Below are 16,550 nucleotides of genomic sequence, written 5' to 3'. Positions count from 1 at the left end.
ATATCATGACTGAAACCAATCAACAGTGGCAGGCTCGTCGCGAGGCGGCAATTACGCGCGGCGTCGGCAATGCATTGCCGGTCTATGTAGAAAAAGCGCGCAACGCCGAGCTGTGGGATGTCGAAGGACGGCGCTATATTGATTTCGCCGCCGGGATTGCGGTGCTAAACACCGGGCATAATCATCCCAGAGTGATCCAGGCGGTACAGGCTCAACTAGAAAAATTTACCCATCCCTGTTTCCAGGTGACGCCGTATGGCTGTTACGTCGAACTGGCAGAAAAACTCAATCACTTGGTACCCATTCAACAACCGACGCAAACGCTGCTAATGTCGACCGGCGCCGAAGCGGTCGAGAATGCGATTAAAGTGGCGCGCATCGCCACCGGGCGTTCGGCGGTGATTGCTTTTCGCGGCGGTTTTCACGGGCGCACGTTATTGGGGATGGCATTAACCGGCAAAGTTCAGCCGTATAAAAAAGGCTACGGCCCCTTTCCCGGCGGTATTTTCCACGCGCCTTATCCCGCCGGCTATTTAGGCATTAGTGACACGCAGGCGATTGCCGCATTACGCGGTATTTTTGCCGCTGATGTTGCGCCGGATGAGGTCGCGGCGATCATCATCGAACCGGTACAGGGAGAAGGCGGGTTCTACGTCGCTTCGGCCTCCTTTCTTACCCAACTGCGTGCGCTATGCGATGAGCATGGCATCGTGCTGATTGTCGATGAAATTCAGAGTGGGTTTTGTCGAACCGGTAAAACCTTCGCGATTGAACACAGCGGCGTTGAGCCGGATATGGTGACAATGGCGAAGAGCCTGGCGGGCGGTTTTCCGCTTTCCGCGCTGGTGGGGAAAACCTCGCTGATGGAAAAAGCGCAGCCGGGCGGGCTTGGCGGCACTTACGCCGGGTCACCAATCGCGATTGCCGCCGCGCTGGCGGTGGTGGATTTGATTGAAGGCGAGCAACTGAATCAAAAAGCGCAGGCGCAAGGCGAATGGGTGCTGCATCACCTCAAGCTGCTGGCGCATGAGTTTGACTGTATTGGCGAGATTCGTGGGCTGGGCGCCATGATTGCCATGGAGTTGGTGCAACAGGGAGACAGTCAACGGCCCGATAAAGAACTTACCCAGGCGTTGGTACAGGAAGCCGGGCGCCAGGGGCTGATCTTGCTCGCTTGCGGCGTACGGGGAAACGTTATTCGATTCCTGATTCCTTTGACCGCAGATAAAGAAGTTGTTTCTGAAGGCCTCAACATCTTGTCATCCTCCCTTCGAGTAGTGCAGAATATGCGCCCTGCAAAATAGAGCAATAACCGACGCTGACGCGCCGGTTATTTTTTGCACCAAACCAGGATTCATTTCAAGAGGCCGGTCACAGTGCCGGATAGATACACGCTTTAAACACGCATAATCGTGTCTTATTGAGGATAAGAAAAGATGGGGCAGTTCATTAACTTTGCACCGGCGCATGCTGGTACCCGACTCCGTGATGACTACGGTGCCGCTGCAGGTTGGTTTCTCTCGCCTGTTTATACCGCCGTTACGCCCCTGTTATCCCTCTATCGCACTGCGCGAAGTTTTCCTGTAGTTCAGCCCGAAAAGGTTGTTGCTATGGGAGGACTGAGCCATGTCGCATAATATCGCTTCTTCCGCTGTACCACAGCCGCGCGCGCACCTGAAAAAAACCTTAACCCTGATGCCGGTCGTCATGATGGGCCTGGCGTATATGCAGCCGATGACGCTGTTTGATACCTTTGGCATCGTTTCAGGTTTGACCGATGGTCACGTTGCTACCGCCTATGCCTTTGCGCTGATCGCGATTCTGTTTACTGCATTAAGCTACGGTAAGCTGGTACGCCGCTTCCCCTCTGCGGGATCCGCTTACACGTATGCGCAGAAAGCCATTAGCCCGCACGTGGGTTTTATGGTCGGTTGGTCATCGTTGCTGGACTATCTGTTCATGCCGATGATCAATATTTTGCTGGCGAAAATTTACTTCGAAGCGCTGGTGCCATCGGTGCCGTCATGGTCATTCGTGGTGCTGCTGGTCGGCTTCATGACCTTGTCAAACCTGCGTGGAATCAAAACGGTCGCCAACTTTAACAGCGTTATCGTGGTGCTGCAGGTCGCGGTGATGGCGGTCATCATGGGGATGGTGGTGTATGGCGTAGCGCACGGTGAAGGCGCCGGTACGCTGGTCAGTAGCCGTCCTTTCTGGTCGGAAAATGCACACGTGGTGCCGATGATTACCGGCGCGACGATTCTGTGCTTCTCGTTCCTTGGCTTCGACGGGATTAGCTCGTTATCGGAAGAGACCAAAGACGCAGGCCGGGTGATTCCGAAAGCGATTTTCCTGACCGCGTTGATCGGCGGGTTGATTTTTATCGTGGTGTCCTACTTTCTACAGTTGTACTTCCCGGACATCTCACGTTTTAAAGATCCCGATGCCTCGCAGCCGGAGATTATGCTGTACGTGGCGGGTAAAACCTTCCAGTTCGGCATTCTGATCTTCTCCTGCATCACGGTGCTGGCCTCCGGTATGGCGGCGCACGCAGGCGTGTCGCGCCTGATGTATGTGATGGGGCGCGATGGCGTGTTCCCGGAACGTGTGTTTGGCTATATCCATCCGAAATGGCATACGCCAGCGTTAAACGTGTTGTTGGTCGGCGTCATTGCGCTGGGCGCAATTACCTTTGATCTGGTGACCGCAACGGCACTGATTAACTTTGGCGCGCTGGTGGCGTTTACCTTTGTTAACCTGTCGGTCATTTCGCAGTTCTGGATCCGTGAAGGGCGCAATAAGTCATTTAAGGACACGATTAACTTCCTGATCCTGCCGCTGTGCGGCGCGTTAACCGTTGGAGCGCTGTGGCTTAACCTGGAAGAGAGTTCTATGACGCTCGGCCTGATTTGGGCGGCGATTGGCCTCTCTTATCTGGCGTTTGTCACTCGCAGCTTCCGTAACCCGGTTCCGCAATGCAGTGAGGATTTACTGTAAGTAACCGCATGCTATTCAGGGCGCTACGGCGCCCTTTTTTACTTCTGTAATGTAAAGTCATCACTCTCTGATTGTTTATCTGTTTTAGCTTCGTTTATGCTTCGCCGTCCAGGATAAAGCCAATTAACGAGGGAGTTTGGCAATGAACAAAAAAGTGCTGTTAAGCAGTGGCGTGGCAATGTTACTCGCGGCAGGCGCCGCGCAGGCGATCGAGGGCAGCGTTGATGTGGGTAAACACTACACCAACCTGAATCTCGGTCTGGGTACCACCACACCAGGGTTAAGCTTGTCCGGCAACTGGATGCGTAGCGACCATGATGGTAGCGCGTCCGGTGTGAAACTGGGTTACAACCTTGAAGTCGGGTCGGTCTTTTTATCACCGGGTGTGAAAGCGCTATATACCAGCCCTGAAGATGGTAAAGACGGGTTCGCCGTTGCGGTGGGCGGCGGCGTTCAGGTGCCGGTCACCAAAATGTTTGGTCTGTATGGCGAGTACTACTATTCGCCGGACTCTTTTTCCGATCACCTGGATAGCTATCAGGAAGGGTCTGCTGGCGTAAGCTTTAGCCCGATCTCTCTGCTTAACGTCCAGGTTGGCTATAAATATATGGCGCTGAATAATAAAGACGGCCACAAAGATAACGTGCTGTCCGATGGCCCGTATATTGGCGCGTCAGTGCGCTTTTAGTGGCTAATGGCGGCAGGGAGCAATGGCCTGCCGCCATCACTTCAGGAAACCAGCTGGCGAGCGTATTCAAATAGCGCTTTAAGCTGCGCCTCTTTCTCTGCGTTGCCTTGGTGTAGGGCAAACAGCGCGTCAAGTTCCAGTAAATAACTTTCCACCCGCCCCTCATGCAGCGCTTCACGGCGATGCTGAAGCCAACGTTGCTGCTCACTATCATCCAGCGTGCCGGGAAAGTTGCGCGCGCGATAACGAAATAACAACTTTTCAATACGTCTATCGTTAAAGGTTAAATCCAGCGCGGGCAGATTGGTTGGGTTAGTTTGTTGAATAATCGCCATCGCGGATTTATCGGCATCGCTAAAGAACCCGTCATAAAGCTGTGCATCAACGTCATCTGACGGAGTAAAGGGTTCGGCTTCCGCGAACAGCGTGACCACTTTTTCACGCACCTCAGGATGTTGGCGTAGCAGCGTCAGATTGTCGAGGCAACGTTGGCGATCAATACCGAGACGTTCGGCGTCTTCGGGGCGCAGTGTATTGGCGGGCGCCAGTACCGGACATTTATTGATATGTACCAGTTTAATCGGCACCGGTGAATGGGTGCCCAGCGCGTCGCGGCGGGTATAAAGCCGCTCGCGAAGCGTCGTGGCATCCAGTTCCAGTAGCGGCGTAATATCGCCGGCTAAATCACAGGTAATCAGCGCGTTACGGTTGTCCGGATGCCAGGCAAGCGGCGCTATCCAACTGGTGTTGCCATTCAATGCGCCAAACATACCGGAAATATGCACCAACGGTTTCATTTGCGGAATATCAATCAGCGTGGTGATTTTTTGTTTGGTGCGGTGGCTGTACAGAAAAGAGAACAGTTTCGGCTGCTTTTCTTTAACCAGCTTCGCCATTGCCAGCGTGGCGTACACATCGGACATCGCATCATGCGCATTGGCATGTTCCACGCCGTTAGCCTTGGTCAGATGCTCAAGCCGAAAAGAGGGGAGGCCCGCTTCATTTTCCGGCCAGGTAATTCCCTCCGGGCGCAGTGCATAGCACGCGCGCATCACATCAAGCAGATCCCAGCGCGAATTACCGTGTTGCCAGCTCCAGGCGTAAGGATCGTAGAAGTTACGATAAAAAATATTACGCGTCACTTCATCATCGAAACGGACATTGTTATAGCCCACCACACAGGTATTTGGCTCGCTAAACAGGGCATGAATGCGGCGGGCGAACTCGGCTTCGTTAACGCCGCGCGCTATCGCCTGCTGCGGCGTGATGCCGGTAATCATCACCGCTTCAGGCTGCGGAAGATAATCATCAGCAGGCTGGCAATAGAACACTTCCGGTTCGCCAATGATAGTGAAATCCTCATCGGTTCGGATCCCGGCGAACTGCGCGGGCCGGTCAAGCGAGGGGCTTTTGCCAAAGGTTTCATAGTCGTGGAACAGGAAGGTGCGTGGTTTATCGTTGCTCATGAAAGGCCATTATTGTCGGGATTTCATACCTAATACGCGCCGGGCGTCGCTTAGATGTCGTCATGTATCTTATTCGCCACCCAATATACCGCATATGCTGCGATAAAGCCCAGGTATTGCCCGCGTGCTCTATTACGTTTGCGGCAGGAAATAAGCGCGCATCGTCCACAACGTTTTCATCAGCAGATGAAAGCAGAACCGCTTTACAGCACCACCCACTGATTACCTTTTCCTATTCCAGTAACAACTAAGAACAGTTAGCGACCGCGCTAAGTCTTCGTCATTCTATCGCTATGACTATTTATCGCGTTCGCGTTGGGTATCATAACCCTTCAGCACTGACCTTCATGCAACTGGACGAGCTCCTTGAGCCCCAGCGCTTCTCTCGTTTAAGCTCTTATGGCGCTGCTTTCCGTTGCTACATTGAATATGAATATGAGTCCGAAGTACGCGACCTGTGTTCCGTCTGCTCACTCGCCTACAGCAGCGCCTGCCGGGTTAAAAAATGCCCGCTGATTCTGGTTGAAGTAAAAGACCGCTAACTGGCACTCCTTTCGTTTCCACATCGCGCACATTCACGCATGATTGATTTTTTTTAATCAACTATTCGTCATAAATGGCGATCCGGATCTCATTTTATTGCTAATTGACTCAATATAATCACATGTGATTAAATTAAATCATATCGTGAGGGCAAACATGAAGATCAAAGCAACGATAGAAAAGCTACCGGGAGGCATGATGCTGGTGCCGCTGATTATTGCGGCACTGCTGAACACCTTTGCGCCGGGTGTATTAGAGATTGGCGGTTTCACCTCCGCACTTTTCAAGCACGGCGCGTTACCGCTGATTGGCGCGTTCCTACTCTGTACCGGCGCTGGCATCAGTTTTAAAGCCGCGCCTCGCGCATTACTGCAAGGTACCACCATCACCGTAACCAAAGTATTGATCGGCGTAGTGCTCGGTTTCGGTATTGAACATCTGTTTGGCTCGGCAGGAATATTTGGTTTGAGCAGCTTGGCGGTCATCGCCGCGTTCAGTAACGCCAACGGCGGGCTGTATGCCGCGCTGGTTGGCGAGTACGGCACTGAGCGAGACGTTGGGGCGATTTCAATTTTGTCACTGGGCGATGGCCCACTGTTTACCATGATTGCGCTCGGCGCCGCCGGCTTAGCCAACATCCCATTAATGGCGTTGGTCGCGGTGATTGTGCCTATTTTGGTCGGGATGATCCTCGGTAATCTTGACCCACAAATGCGTGATTTTCTGACCCGAGGCGCACCGGTATTCATTCCCTTATTCGCCTTTGCGTTAGGCGCGGGGATCAATCTGGACATGTTGCTGACTGGCGGCGTAGTGGGTGTCTGTCTGGGAATTTTTACCACCTTTATTGGCGGATTCTTTAATATTCGGGTTGATCGCCTGGTCGGCGGCTCTGGCGTGGCAGGCGCGGCAGCCTCCAGCACCGCCGGTAATGCGGTGGCGACACCGCTGGCGATTGCGCAGGCCGATCCGCATTTTGCCTCCGTGGCAGCGGCAGCGACCCCGCTGGTTGCGACCTCGGTTATTACTACTGCGTTACTGACCCCCTTGTTAACAGCCTGGGTCGCGAAGCGCAATGCGGCGGCAGCCACTCAGGTGGAGAAAAACGCATGAAAATGTTGGTCATTGCCGATGATTTTACCGGCGCCAATGACACCGGCGTCCAATTGGCAAAAAAAGGCGCGCGTACCGAAGTGGTACTGGACACGCATGTTCCGGCTGCGGCGCGCGCCGATGTATTGGTAGTGAATACCGAAAGCCGCGCACTGTCGTCTGAGGCGGCGCGCGCCCGCGTTGCGCAGGTCGTAGAAGCCTGCGGGAAAAGCGATTCTGCGCCGCTGCAAATTTATAAAAAGATTGATTCAACCTTGCGTGGCAATATCGGTGCGGAAGTTGAAACCGCGCTGAACCTCAGTGGCGCACGGTTAGCGATTGTGGCGGCGGCGATCCCTTCCGCCGGGCGTACCACGGTTAATGGCGAGTGTCTGGTACACGGTGTTGCATTGGCGGAAACCGAGTTTGCTACCGATCCGAAAACCCCAATTTTATCCTCGCGAATTAAAACGCTACTGGGTCAGCAAACCGATTTGCCGGTGTATGAGCTTGACCTGGAAAACATACGCCACGGCGATCTGACCGCGCGGCTGGCGTCCTGTGCCGAAGAGGCGCGCGCCATTGTGGTGCTGGATGCTGAAAGTGACAGCGATTTAGCACGCATCGCTCGCGCAGTAATGCGTTTAGAACTGCCCTATGTCTTGGTGGGTGCCGCCGGTCTGGCTAACGCGTTGCCGGTCAACTTTTATCGCGCTGCGCCACAGCAACTGCCGGTGTTGGCGGTGGCCGGTTCAATGAGCGAGGCAACGCGTAAACAAATCGCCTTCGCCGCACGTGAAAAGTCGCTAACCATTATTGATGTCGATATTGACGCGTTACTCCAGCCCGCCGGGATTGCCGCCATGATGCAGGATATTGGCATGGCGGTTGAGGTGTTAAACCAGCAACGCCACTGCGTGCTACGTACCTGCCGCGATGAACAGGCGCGGTTAGGCATCGATAGCCTGTGCCAGCGTTACCACATGACGCGGCAAGAACTGGGCGAAACCATTGGACATCGGCTCGGCGAAATGACCCGGCAAATTCTTGGCCGGGCGCGTGTCGGCGGGTTGTTTCTGACCGGCGGCGATATTGCTATCGCGGTGGCGCGCGCATTAGGCGCTCAGGGCTATCGCATTACCCACGAAGTGACGCCGTGCGTGCCGTGCGGCACGTTTATCAACAGCGATATTGATGACTTACCGGTTATTACCAAAGCCGGTGGTTTTGGCGACGAAAGCACGCTGCGCGATGCGCTTTATTTTATTGAGGAGATGTACAGTGACAAATAAAACTATTGCCATCACCATGGGCGATCCGGCCGGTATTGGCCCGGAAATTATTTTGAAAGCGTTGGGGAAAGGGGAGCTGGCGGGAAGCCGTGCGGTCGTGATTGGTTGTTTGGCAACGCTACGCCGCATTCAGGCCTTGTCGATTACACCGCCGGTAGAGCTTAAGGCGATTAAGCAGGTAGCGGAGGCGGTTTTTGCGCCGGGCGTGGTGAATGTGATTGACGTGCCGTTAGCCGATCCGGCCGCGCTGAAACCCGGTGAAGTGCAGCCAATGGCCGGTGATTTGGCGTACCGCTGCATTGAACGCGCTTGCGAACTGGCGATGGCGAATGAGGTACAGGCAATCGCCACCGCGCCGCTGAATAAAGAAGCGCTGCATGCGGCCGGGCATCTTTATCCCGGGCACACCGAACTGCTGGCGAAGCTGACCAACAGCCGTGATTACGCCATGGTGTTGTACACCGATCGGCTGAAAGTGATTCACGTTACGACCCATATCGCGCTGCGTAAATTCCTCGATACGCTGAACCGCCAGCGGGTGGAGACGGTGATCGGCATGGCGGATACTTTCTTGCGCCGTGTTGGTTACAGCGCCCCACGCATTGCGGTGGCAGGCGTCAACCCGCACGCGGGTGAGCATGGTTTGTTTGGCGATGAAGAGATCAAGATCGTCGGCCCGGCAATCGAAGAGATGAAACGCCAGGGCATCGATGCTTACGGGCCTTGCCCGCCAGACACCGTCTATTTGCAAGCCTATGAAGGGAAATATGACATGGTGGTGGCGATGTATCACGATCAGGGGCATATTCCGCTGAAGCTACTGGGTTTTTACGATGGTGTAAATATCACCGCCGGTTTGCCGTTTATCCGCACCTCGGCAGACCACGGCACCGCCTTTGATATCGCCTGGACAGGTCAGGCAAAGTCTGAGAGCATGGAAATCTCGATCAAGCTCGCCTTAGAACTGGCGTAATGTAACGGATGCTATGAAGGGACAGCCTCGTTTAGAACAGATTGTGGCTTTTTTAAAAGGCCACAATTTGGTGACCGTCGACCAATTGGTCAATGCGCTTGATGCGTCGCCCGCCACCATCCGGCGTGATTTGATTAAGCTGGATGAGCAAGGTGTGATTAACCGCAGTCACGGCGGCGTGGCGCTCAATCGTTTTATCCCCAGCCAGCCCACCACCAATGAAAAGCAACTGCGTAATCAGGCGGAAAAACGCGCGATTGCGCAACAGGCGCTTTCGCTGATTAAACCCGGCGATTCGGTGGTGCTTGATGCGGGCACCACCATGCTGGAATTGGCGCGTCAGCTTACGCACTTACCGCTACGGGTGATCACGGTGGATTTGCACATCGCCCTGTTTTTGTCGGAGTTTAAGCAGATTGAAGTGACGGTCGCAGGAGGGCGGATTGATGACAGCAGCCAGTCCTGTATTGGCGATCATAGTTTGCGGTTACTCCACGCGGTATGGCCCGATATTGCTTTCGTAAGTTGCAACTCCTGGAGCACAGAGAAAGGGATTACTACGCCAACCGAAGAGAAGGCCACGTTAAAGCAGGCATTGCTGGCGAATGCGCGTCGGCGTGTGCTGTTGGCTGATAGCAGTAAATATGGCGCGTATTCTCTGTATTGCGTGGAGCCGTTAACGCGGCTGACCGATGTGATTACTGATAGCCGTGCGCCCGCCGAGCTTACCCAGCAACTGGCTGATTCTGCGGTCACGTTGCATTTGACCTGATTGACAGGCAATAAAAAACCCGGCGAAGAGGCTGCGCCGGGTCGATCAGGTTTCTTTTCGTTAACCAACCAAATCACGTTCCGCCGGGCGCGGGGCCAGTACCCGTTTGCCCAACAAAATGCCCGGTTTCTCGACATAGCGATACAGTAATGTCGCGAGGCCGTAAGTGATCGGCAACACCACCGCACAAATAGCGGCAAAACGCAGCGGTGCGGAGAGCGCATCCAGATGATAGTCGCGCAGTAAAATCGCGATGGCAGGCACCACAATTAACAGATGCAGCAGATAAACCGAGTAGGAAACATCACCCAGCCAGGTACTGATACGGTGGGTTAAAATAGCACGCGGCAGGTAAACCACTTTTGCCAGCAACGCGCCAGGTTTGTACTGCCACAGCACCGCAGCCATTCCGATAATCATCGCGGCTTCAAAGATAATCTGCAATTTGCTGACGCCAATTGCGATGATGGCGCTGAATACCGGCGCGATTAACGCCAATAATACAAAGCCGATATTCTTGCGCCGCACCGCCTCTGCCAGCAGCATCCCGGCGATAAACATATGCAGTTTAATCAGGATCAGCGAGGGCATTTCAAACGCCTGATAATAGTCCGCCAGCGCAAAACGACCGAGCGCGCACAGCACCATCAGACTGATCAGCGTTGCCGCATAGCCGAGACGCAGCGTGAGCAGCATAATAAACGGGAACAGCAGATAGAACTGCATCTCCAGGCCAATACTCCAGTCAGGCAGAACCGTATTAAAACCGTACTTAGGCAGGAAACCGAAGGTAAAACTCAAATGCGCAAAAATATTACTCAGCGACTGGTCGGAATAACGTGAGGTGGCGGTTGCCGTTGAGGGATAGAAGTGGGCGATAGTATCGCGCATTTCACCAAACCAGGGGCCATTGATCACCGCCACAATCAATAATAAATAGTACAGCGGCGCAATACGGAAAAAGCGACGGATCCAGAACTTCTTCACGGTATTGGCGCTGGTCCAGGGCTCTTTTTCTTGACGTTCAATATAGTTTTTCGCCATCAGGTAACCCGACAGCAAAATAAACAGATCAACGCCGATACTGGGTAACGAGATGATGGGAATGGCGCAATGCACCAGTAGGCTGGCATGGCCCAGCAATACCCAGAGTGACGCAAACCCACGCAGCCCCTCCAGTTCGGTGGACCAGCCCTTGGTTGTTGACATGTTTTACCCTCGAATCAGCTTATCTTTATCAACCAAGAGTAAAAGAGTCATTTCCAGTAAGAACGTTAATCATTCCTAAAAGGAAATTTATCAGATTTACCCTGGTATCAAAGCGGTGCCGTCAGAGAGACGATTGCCTGATTTTTCCGCAACCTGTCCGGCTTTATCAGCGCCGGGTAATTAATACTTGCTTGCAATTTATTGACGCAAATTCTCCAACAATCCCGTAAAACTGGCGCCTAAAATTTTCTGTTAGATTGATTGAGGATTAGCTGTTGAAAAGGCGTCAGTTTGTCACAATTTCCGCTGTTATTTTTTTCGCTTGCCAGGCCCAGGCTGAGAATGGCGCTCTGCCTTTCCCGATGACGCCACCGCCGATTGACGCCGCTTCATGGGTGCTGATGGATGCCACTACCGGGCAGATTCTGACCGAAGGCAACGCCGACCAACGACGTAATCCCGCCAGCCTGACTAAATTAATGACCGGTTATGTGGTCGACCGGGCGATTGATCAGCATCGCATTTCGCGCGATGACGTGGTGACGGTGGGGAAAGATGCCTGGGCGGCGGGGAACCCGGTGTTTAAAGGTTCTTCCCTGATGTTCCTTAAACCCGGCGATAAGTTAACCGTGCGCGACTTAAGCCGCGGCGTGATTATTGATTCCGGTAACGATGCCTGTGTGGCGTTAGCGGATTATATTGCTGGTGGTCAGGAACCCTTTGTTAAGCTGATGAATGACTATGTGACAAAGCTGGGGCTGAGCAACACCCATTTTGAAACTGTGCACGGCCTGGATGCGCCGGGTCAATACACCACCGCACGCGATTTGGCGACGCTTTCGCGCGCGATCATTAATGGCGAACCCGATTTTTATCAAATGTATAGCGAAAAGTCGCTGAGCTGGAACGGTATCACGCAGCAGAACCGTAATGGATTGCTGTGGGATAAAAACTTGCATGTCGATGGCTTAAAAACCGGCCATACGGAAACCGCTGGCTTTAACCTCATCGCTTCCAGTCTCGAAGGGCGGCATCGCTTGATTGCGGTCATCATGGGCGGGAAAAGCGCCAAAGGGCGTGAAGATCAGGCGCGTAAGTTATTGATTTGGGGAAACAGTAATTTTGATACCGTACAACTGTTCCACGCCGGTAAAAAAATCGGCAGTGAAACCGTTTGGTATGGTAACCCGCATCAGGTCGATGTCGGGGCCGCACAGGATTTCTACTTGTCATTACCGCGCAGTGAAATCAATAACATCAAAGCGAAATATGTTATTGACAGCCAGGAGCTGGAAGCACCGCTGAAGGCCAATGAGCAGGTGGGAACCATCCAGGTGATGGATAAGGATAAATCGCTGGCGACCTGGCCGCTGATCACGCTGGGGAAGGTTGAGCAGGGCGGGCTGGTTACCCGGATTAAGGATTACATTAAACTGAAGTTGTAACGGCATGGCGTGGACGGATGCGTTCGTCCACGCAAGCCGCGAAGTAATGCAACGCAGTGGCGAGACATGCCTCGCCGCGCCACACCGACCTATTTTCTCTAGTTCTCAATCCGCCGCGAAATTGATCTGGCAAACTACGCTATCCTGATGCATAGCGTATGATATCGCACGAAAAGCCCGTTAGCCTTTGGAGTTAAGCGTTGCGCCCGGACAAAACTCTTTCAACCCTTGAATTCAGCGCTTATCGCCATTATCGCGTGGTGCATGGGATTCGTATTGCCCTCGGTTTTGTGCTGACCTTTATGCTGGTGCGGCTCAGCCACATCCCGGAAGGCAGTTGGCCGCTGATTACTCTGGTGGTAGTCATGGGGCCGATTTCAGTTTGGGGCAACGTTTTCCCACGGGCGATTCAGCGGATTGGCGGGACGATTTTTGGCTCGCTTTCCGGCTTGGTAGCGCTGCGATTAGAGTTATTTTCACTGCCGCTAATGTTGGTTTGGTGCGCGGTGGTGATGTTTGCCTGCGGGTATTTAACCTTGGGTAAACGCCCGTATATGGCGCTGCTTATCGGGATCACCTTAGGTGTGGTATGCGGCGCGCCAGCCGGCGATATGCATACCGCATTATGGCGCGGCGGGGATGTGATTTTAGGGTCATTACTGGCGCTGTTGCTTACCAGTATCTGGCCGCAAAAGGCCTATACCCACTGGCGCATCAAATTGTCTGACTCGTTATTAGCGATGGCGAAAATTTATCACGCCGGTTTTTCCCCCAACCTGGTGGAGCAGCCGAGGCTGAATAAGCCGCTACAGCAGGTGTTGACCGATGTGGTAAAAATGCGCGCATTACTGGAGCCCGCCAGCAAAGAGACGCGGATACCGAAATCGGTGCTGGAGGCGATTCAAACCATCAATCGTAATATGCTCTGTACGTTGGAACTGCAAATTAACGCCTGGTGGTCATCACGCGAAAGCCATCTTATTTTGCTCAATGCTGCGACGTTGCGCCGTACACAACAGATGACGGAAAACACCTTCCGTGCGTTGGCGGAAATGCTGATTAGCGGCAATGGCGATAAAGTGGCGGCCAACAGCGCGGAGTTGGCGGAAATTTCCCATGAATTACGCTATTTGATGGTGGAGTACAAGAGCGATAGCGAGGTGGAAACGCCGATTCACGGCTATGTCTGGCTAAGCCTGGAGTTGACCAGGCAGTTGGAGAAAATGACGGATTTAATCCGCCTGGCGATGCGTAAATAATCAGTGAGACAACAACTTACTGCGGAAAGAGGTCTTTTCGCGCTAAGATAAGCGCCAGTCTGAATTTGAATGTGAAAATTGCCATCAGCCTTAGCCAACCGCTAAGCTGAAGGCGAAGATAATTACGCCTGTTTGTGCAGGCCCAATGAAAGGTGTCATCATGGAAAATGCTAAGCAATCTTTTCAGGACGTGCTGGAGTTCGTGCGTATGTTCCGTCGTAAAAACAAACTTCAACGTGAAATTATTGATAACGAAAAGAAAATCCGCGATAACCAAAAACGCGTGCTGCTGCTTGATAACCTGAGCGAGTACATCAAACCGGGCATGAGCGTGGAGGCCATTCAGGAAATTATCGCTTCCATGCGTAGCGACTACGAAGACCGCGTAGATGACTACATCATCAAAAATGCCGATCTGTCGAAAGAGCGTCGTGAGCTGTCGAAAAAGATTAAAGCGATGGGCGAACCCAAAGCGCAGTAACACGCTTACGCAAACCGAAGCCACGGCTTCGGTTTGTTATTTCCCTTCCTCCAGGCGTTGCGCCAATATTCTAAGCTGTTGTGCAATTGCTGCATGATCAACCGCGTGATCCGCGCGTGGTGCCGTCGTTTCACGTATCACCAGTTCGGTTTCCAAAGGGCAGGTTGTCGCCAGCATTTCTTTACCGATCAACTGTAACAAGCGGTCGACGCTGAGGGCGCCTAAATGGCGTAAATCCTGGCGAATGGTGGTGAGCGGCGGCTGATACCAGGCGCTCTCTTCGGTATCGTCATAACCTACCAGCGAAACAGTTTGTGGAATACTTACTCCATACTGATGCAGCGCGCGCAGTACGCCGAGCGCCATTTGATCATTGGCAATCAACATGGCCTCGGGCAGTTTATTCGGCAACAAGGTAAGTGCCGCCTGATAACCGGAAGCTGCGCTCCAGTCGCCGGTTAGCACTGCGTGAGGTTGTAATTGGTGGTGCGCCAGCGCGGCCTGCCAGGCGGCAAAACGTTGCGTGGCGGCGACCGAATGCGCCGGGCCATTCAGTAGCGCAATACGCCGATGACCGAGCGCCACCAAATGTTCGACGCCAAGCCGTGCGCCGTGCGCCGCATCGTACTGGCACTGATGCACCGTGGCGTGTTGTGCGACATCCATAAACAGAAACGGCAGATGTGCGGCTAGCCCTTCTAACGCTTGTGCCTGCGCATTTTGTAGCGGCAGGTTAATCAACAGGCCATCTACCCGCTGCGCCAGCAGTTCATTAACCGCCGCCTGCGCCGCATCAAACCCAGGCTGATTTGCCATGGCAATCACTACATGGTAGCCCAGCGCCGCCGCGCGATGCTGAATGGCTGAGGCGATCTGCGCCGGTGCCAGTAGCGATAATTCGCTGGTGGCTAACCCAATAGTGCGGGTGGCTTTACCGGCTAACTGTTGTGCTACCCGGTTAGGAACGTAATTCAACTGTTGAATGGCCGCTGTCACCCGCTGTTGGGTCTCCGCCGTCACCTGCGTCGAGTGATTAAGCACACGCGAAACAGTCTGATAGGAAACGCCAGCCAGCCTGGCGACGTCAGCAAGGGTTACCGGACGCGATGTCATGGCGAACTCCTGAATGAGATCAGGCGAGTGTAACAAATTTTTCGGAACCATCGTTACTCCGACTGCTTTACACTAAGCAGCCTGAGACGCCGGAAAAAGGGAAAATAATGAAGTTTAACGCGCAAGAAATCGCTGCCGTCAATCAGATTGCCGCGTGGCTGGCGTGCGATGAACTCGCCAGTTGTTCACAATGGCCGGAAGCGCCATTGATGATCCTTGCCGGGCACGCCGTGCTGCCGAATATTGAGGGCGCCTTTGCGTTAGCGCGCCGTCATTCACTTCGGTTACTGTTGAGCGGCGGCGTGGGGCATTCAACGGATTTATTGCGTGAAGCGATTGCGGCGCATCCGTTGTATCACACTTTACCTTGTGCGGGTTTGTCAGAGGCGGAGATACTGGGCGCGCTTGCCGTTGAGTTCTGCGGTATTGCGCCGGGCAACATTATGCTGGAAACCGCCTCGACCAACTGTGGGCAAAATGCGGCGTTCAGTCGACGCCTGTTAGCCGCCGAGGCCACGCCCGCGCGTATCTTGCTGGTTCAGGATCCGCTAATGCAACGGCGTACGCTGGCAACCTTTCGTCATGAATGGCGCACCGTAACGCAAGCGCCGCAATTTATCAGTTGGCCGGTTTTCACCCCCTATCTAAAACACCAGCAGGGTATGACGCGTATCGCCGGCGCGGCGCCGCAGGGGTTGTGGTCGCTGGAGCGTTTTATCAGTTTACTTCTCGGTGAGATCCCCCGGCTGCGTGATGATGCGCAAGGGTATGGGCCGTGCGGAAAGGGCTTCATTGAGCATGTCGATATGCCCCTTGAGATTGAGGCGGCCTGGCAACAGTTAATGACGAATCCGGCATGTCAAAAATTGGCATCGCGTTAAGCGCCCGGACACCGTGCCGAGGGCGTCGGTCACGGTATCGGATGGGCAGAGGGTAATCTGCAGCGGCACAGCGGTTATTTATAAATATCAGCAAAACCGTAATAGCTGTTCCGTCCGCCAGCGGCGATGATGTGGTAGCTCTTGGCGCCCGCGGCATCGGCTTTCGCCGCCAAATTCGCGTTTAATTCGGAAAGGGTGGTTGCGCCGCTGCTATCAGAAACGCTACCGATCCGGGTCAAGCCCTGCGGCATATTGGTTTCCATTGCGGCGAAAGAAGAGAGAGAAACAGTGCTCAGGATCACAGCGCTCAGAATCATTTTTACAGTTTTCATTATTTCA

At 53.7% G+C, this 16,550-nt stretch carries 16 protein-coding genes; 12 read left to right on the top strand and 4 right to left on the bottom strand.

Annotated features, from left to right (window positions below; translation table 11 throughout):
* Positions 1–5: 5 nt before the first annotated feature.
* From gabT to PMPD1_RS14225, 3 genes are all read left to right on the top strand, one after another.
* Entirely contained in the window at positions 6–1,304 is a 1,299-nt protein-coding gene (gene gabT / locus PMPD1_RS14235; protein ID WP_173634668.1) for a 4-aminobutyrate--2-oxoglutarate transaminase, read from the top strand.
* A 322-nt stretch (positions 1,305–1,626) separates the two neighbouring features.
* The gene (locus tag PMPD1_RS14230; RefSeq protein WP_173634667.1) at positions 1,627–2,997 is read left to right on the top strand and encodes an APC family permease; all 1,371 of its coding nucleotides are present in this window, start codon (positions 1,627–1,629) and stop codon (positions 2,995–2,997) included.
* Positions 2,998–3,139: 142 nt separating this feature from the next.
* Positions 3,140–3,685, top strand: a complete 546-nt coding sequence (locus tag PMPD1_RS14225; protein WP_173634666.1) for a YfaZ family outer membrane protein — start codon at positions 3,140–3,142, stop codon at positions 3,683–3,685.
* Positions 3,686–3,726: 41 nt separating this feature from the next.
* Here PMPD1_RS14225 and sbcB read toward each other — a convergent pair whose 3' ends face one another.
* Positions 3,727–5,151: an exodeoxyribonuclease I gene (sbcB, locus tag PMPD1_RS14220; RefSeq protein ID WP_173634665.1), complete on the bottom strand. Its 1,425-nt coding sequence runs from the start codon at positions 5,149–5,151 to the stop codon at positions 3,727–3,729.
* A 293-nt stretch (positions 5,152–5,444) separates the two neighbouring features.
* On the opposite strand from sbcB, the gene PMPD1_RS22770 reads away from it, so the two are divergent.
* The 5 genes from PMPD1_RS22770 (at position 5,445) to PMPD1_RS14200 (ending at position 9,823) form a co-directional block, all read left to right on the top strand.
* Positions 5,445–5,693 carry a hypothetical protein gene (locus tag PMPD1_RS22770; RefSeq protein ID WP_354292636.1) on the top strand — a complete coding sequence of 83 codons (249 nt, stop codon included), beginning with the start codon at positions 5,445–5,447 and terminating at the stop codon, positions 5,691–5,693.
* A gap of 157 nt (positions 5,694–5,850) precedes the next feature.
* The gene (locus PMPD1_RS14215) at positions 5,851–6,807 is read left to right on the top strand and encodes a 2-keto-3-deoxygluconate permease (protein WP_173634664.1); all 957 of its coding nucleotides are present in this window, start codon (positions 5,851–5,853) and stop codon (positions 6,805–6,807) included.
* Positions 6,804–8,078, top strand: coding sequence for a D-threonate kinase (gene dtnK / locus PMPD1_RS14210; protein ID WP_173634663.1), 1,275 nt, complete (start codon positions 6,804–6,806; stop codon positions 8,076–8,078). Before PMPD1_RS14215 ends, dtnK begins: the two co-directional genes overlap by 4 nt.
* A complete protein-coding gene (locus PMPD1_RS14205) occupies positions 8,038–9,051 on the top strand; it encodes a D-threonate 4-phosphate dehydrogenase (protein WP_173634662.1) in 1,014 nt (337 codons plus the stop codon). The genes dtnK and PMPD1_RS14205 overlap by 41 nt, the downstream gene beginning before the upstream one ends.
* Before the next feature lie 13 nt (positions 9,052–9,064).
* Entirely contained in the window at positions 9,065–9,823 is a 759-nt protein-coding gene (locus PMPD1_RS14200) for a DeoR/GlpR family DNA-binding transcription regulator (RefSeq protein WP_173634661.1), read from the top strand.
* A gap of 60 nt (positions 9,824–9,883) precedes the next feature.
* Here the strand turns inward: PMPD1_RS14200 and PMPD1_RS14195 are convergent, their stop codons facing one another.
* Positions 9,884–11,032: an acyltransferase family protein gene (locus tag PMPD1_RS14195; RefSeq protein WP_173634660.1), complete on the bottom strand. Its 1,149-nt coding sequence runs from the start codon at positions 11,030–11,032 to the stop codon at positions 9,884–9,886.
* A 272-nt stretch (positions 11,033–11,304) separates the two neighbouring features.
* Between PMPD1_RS14195 and dacD the strand changes: the two genes are divergently transcribed.
* The 3 genes from dacD (at position 11,305) to PMPD1_RS14180 (ending at position 14,217) form a co-directional block, all read left to right on the top strand.
* Positions 11,305–12,477 (top strand): serine-type D-Ala-D-Ala carboxypeptidase DacD, encoded by a 1,173-nt coding sequence (gene dacD / locus PMPD1_RS14190; RefSeq protein ID WP_435529739.1) that lies wholly within the window; start codon positions 11,305–11,307, stop codon positions 12,475–12,477.
* 200 nt (positions 12,478–12,677) lie between these two features.
* The gene (locus tag PMPD1_RS14185; protein WP_173634658.1) at positions 12,678–13,736 is read left to right on the top strand and encodes an FUSC family protein; all 1,059 of its coding nucleotides are present in this window, start codon (positions 12,678–12,680) and stop codon (positions 13,734–13,736) included.
* A 160-nt stretch (positions 13,737–13,896) separates the two neighbouring features.
* The gene (locus PMPD1_RS14180) at positions 13,897–14,217 is read left to right on the top strand and encodes a DUF496 family protein (RefSeq protein ID WP_173634657.1); all 321 of its coding nucleotides are present in this window, start codon (positions 13,897–13,899) and stop codon (positions 14,215–14,217) included.
* A 36-nt stretch (positions 14,218–14,253) separates the two neighbouring features.
* Here the strand turns inward: PMPD1_RS14180 and PMPD1_RS14175 are convergent, their stop codons facing one another.
* A complete protein-coding gene (locus PMPD1_RS14175) occupies positions 14,254–15,330 on the bottom strand; it encodes a LacI family DNA-binding transcriptional regulator (protein ID WP_173634656.1) in 1,077 nt (358 codons plus the stop codon).
* 107 nt (positions 15,331–15,437) lie between these two features.
* Here PMPD1_RS14175 and PMPD1_RS14170 point away from each other — a divergent pair, with 107 nt between their 5' ends.
* A complete protein-coding gene (locus tag PMPD1_RS14170; protein WP_173634655.1) occupies positions 15,438–16,211 on the top strand; it encodes a YdcF family protein in 774 nt (257 codons plus the stop codon).
* Positions 16,212–16,285: 74 nt separating this feature from the next.
* Here the strand turns inward: PMPD1_RS14170 and PMPD1_RS14165 are convergent, their stop codons facing one another.
* Complete coding sequence (locus tag PMPD1_RS14165) at positions 16,286–16,543, bottom strand: YdgH/BhsA/McbA-like domain containing protein (RefSeq protein WP_173634654.1); 258 nt, start codon at positions 16,541–16,543, stop codon at positions 16,286–16,288.
* Positions 16,544–16,550 lie beyond the last annotated feature (7 nt).

The organism is Paramixta manurensis, assembly GCF_013285385.1.
In the GTDB taxonomy this organism is placed as follows: domain Bacteria; phylum Pseudomonadota; class Gammaproteobacteria; order Enterobacterales; family Enterobacteriaceae; genus Paramixta; species Paramixta manurensis.
The sequence above is the reverse complement of the archived record's forward strand: the minus strand, read 5'-3'. Positions and strand labels throughout refer to the sequence as shown.

Bases quoted from the DNA above. Each gene is read 5' to 3' on its own strand.
- PMPD1_RS22770 (WP_354292636.1), top strand. From the start codon at position 5,445: ATGACTATTTATCGCGTTCGCGTTGGGTATCATAACCCTTCAGCACTG.
- PMPD1_RS14205 (WP_173634662.1), top strand. From the start codon at position 8,038: ATGCGCTTTATTTTATTGAGGAGATGTACAGTGACAAATAAAACTATT.
- PMPD1_RS14170 (WP_173634655.1), top strand. From the start codon at position 15,438: ATGAAGTTTAACGCGCAAGAAATCGCTGCCGTCAATCAGATTGCCGCG.
- PMPD1_RS14165 (WP_173634654.1), bottom strand. From the start codon at position 16,543: ATGAAAACTGTAAAAATGATTCTGAGCGCTGTGATCCTGAGCACTGTT.
- gabT (WP_173634668.1), top strand. From the start codon at position 6: ATGACTGAAACCAATCAACAGTGGCAGGCTCGTCGCGAGGCGGCAATT.
- PMPD1_RS14180 (WP_173634657.1), top strand. From the start codon at position 13,897: ATGGAAAATGCTAAGCAATCTTTTCAGGACGTGCTGGAGTTCGTGCGT.
- PMPD1_RS14200 (WP_173634661.1), top strand. From the start codon at position 9,065: ATGAAGGGACAGCCTCGTTTAGAACAGATTGTGGCTTTTTTAAAAGGC.
- dtnK (WP_173634663.1), top strand. From the start codon at position 6,804: ATGAAAATGTTGGTCATTGCCGATGATTTTACCGGCGCCAATGACACC.
- PMPD1_RS14225 (WP_173634666.1), top strand. From the start codon at position 3,140: ATGAACAAAAAAGTGCTGTTAAGCAGTGGCGTGGCAATGTTACTCGCG.
- PMPD1_RS14195 (WP_173634660.1), bottom strand. From the start codon at position 11,032: ATGTCAACAACCAAGGGCTGGTCCACCGAACTGGAGGGGCTGCGTGGG.
- PMPD1_RS14230 (WP_173634667.1), top strand. From the start codon at position 1,627: ATGTCGCATAATATCGCTTCTTCCGCTGTACCACAGCCGCGCGCGCAC.
- PMPD1_RS14175 (WP_173634656.1), bottom strand. From the start codon at position 15,330: ATGACATCGCGTCCGGTAACCCTTGCTGACGTCGCCAGGCTGGCTGGC.
- PMPD1_RS14215 (WP_173634664.1), top strand. From the start codon at position 5,851: ATGAAGATCAAAGCAACGATAGAAAAGCTACCGGGAGGCATGATGCTG.
- sbcB (WP_173634665.1), bottom strand. From the start codon at position 5,151: ATGAGCAACGATAAACCACGCACCTTCCTGTTCCACGACTATGAAACC.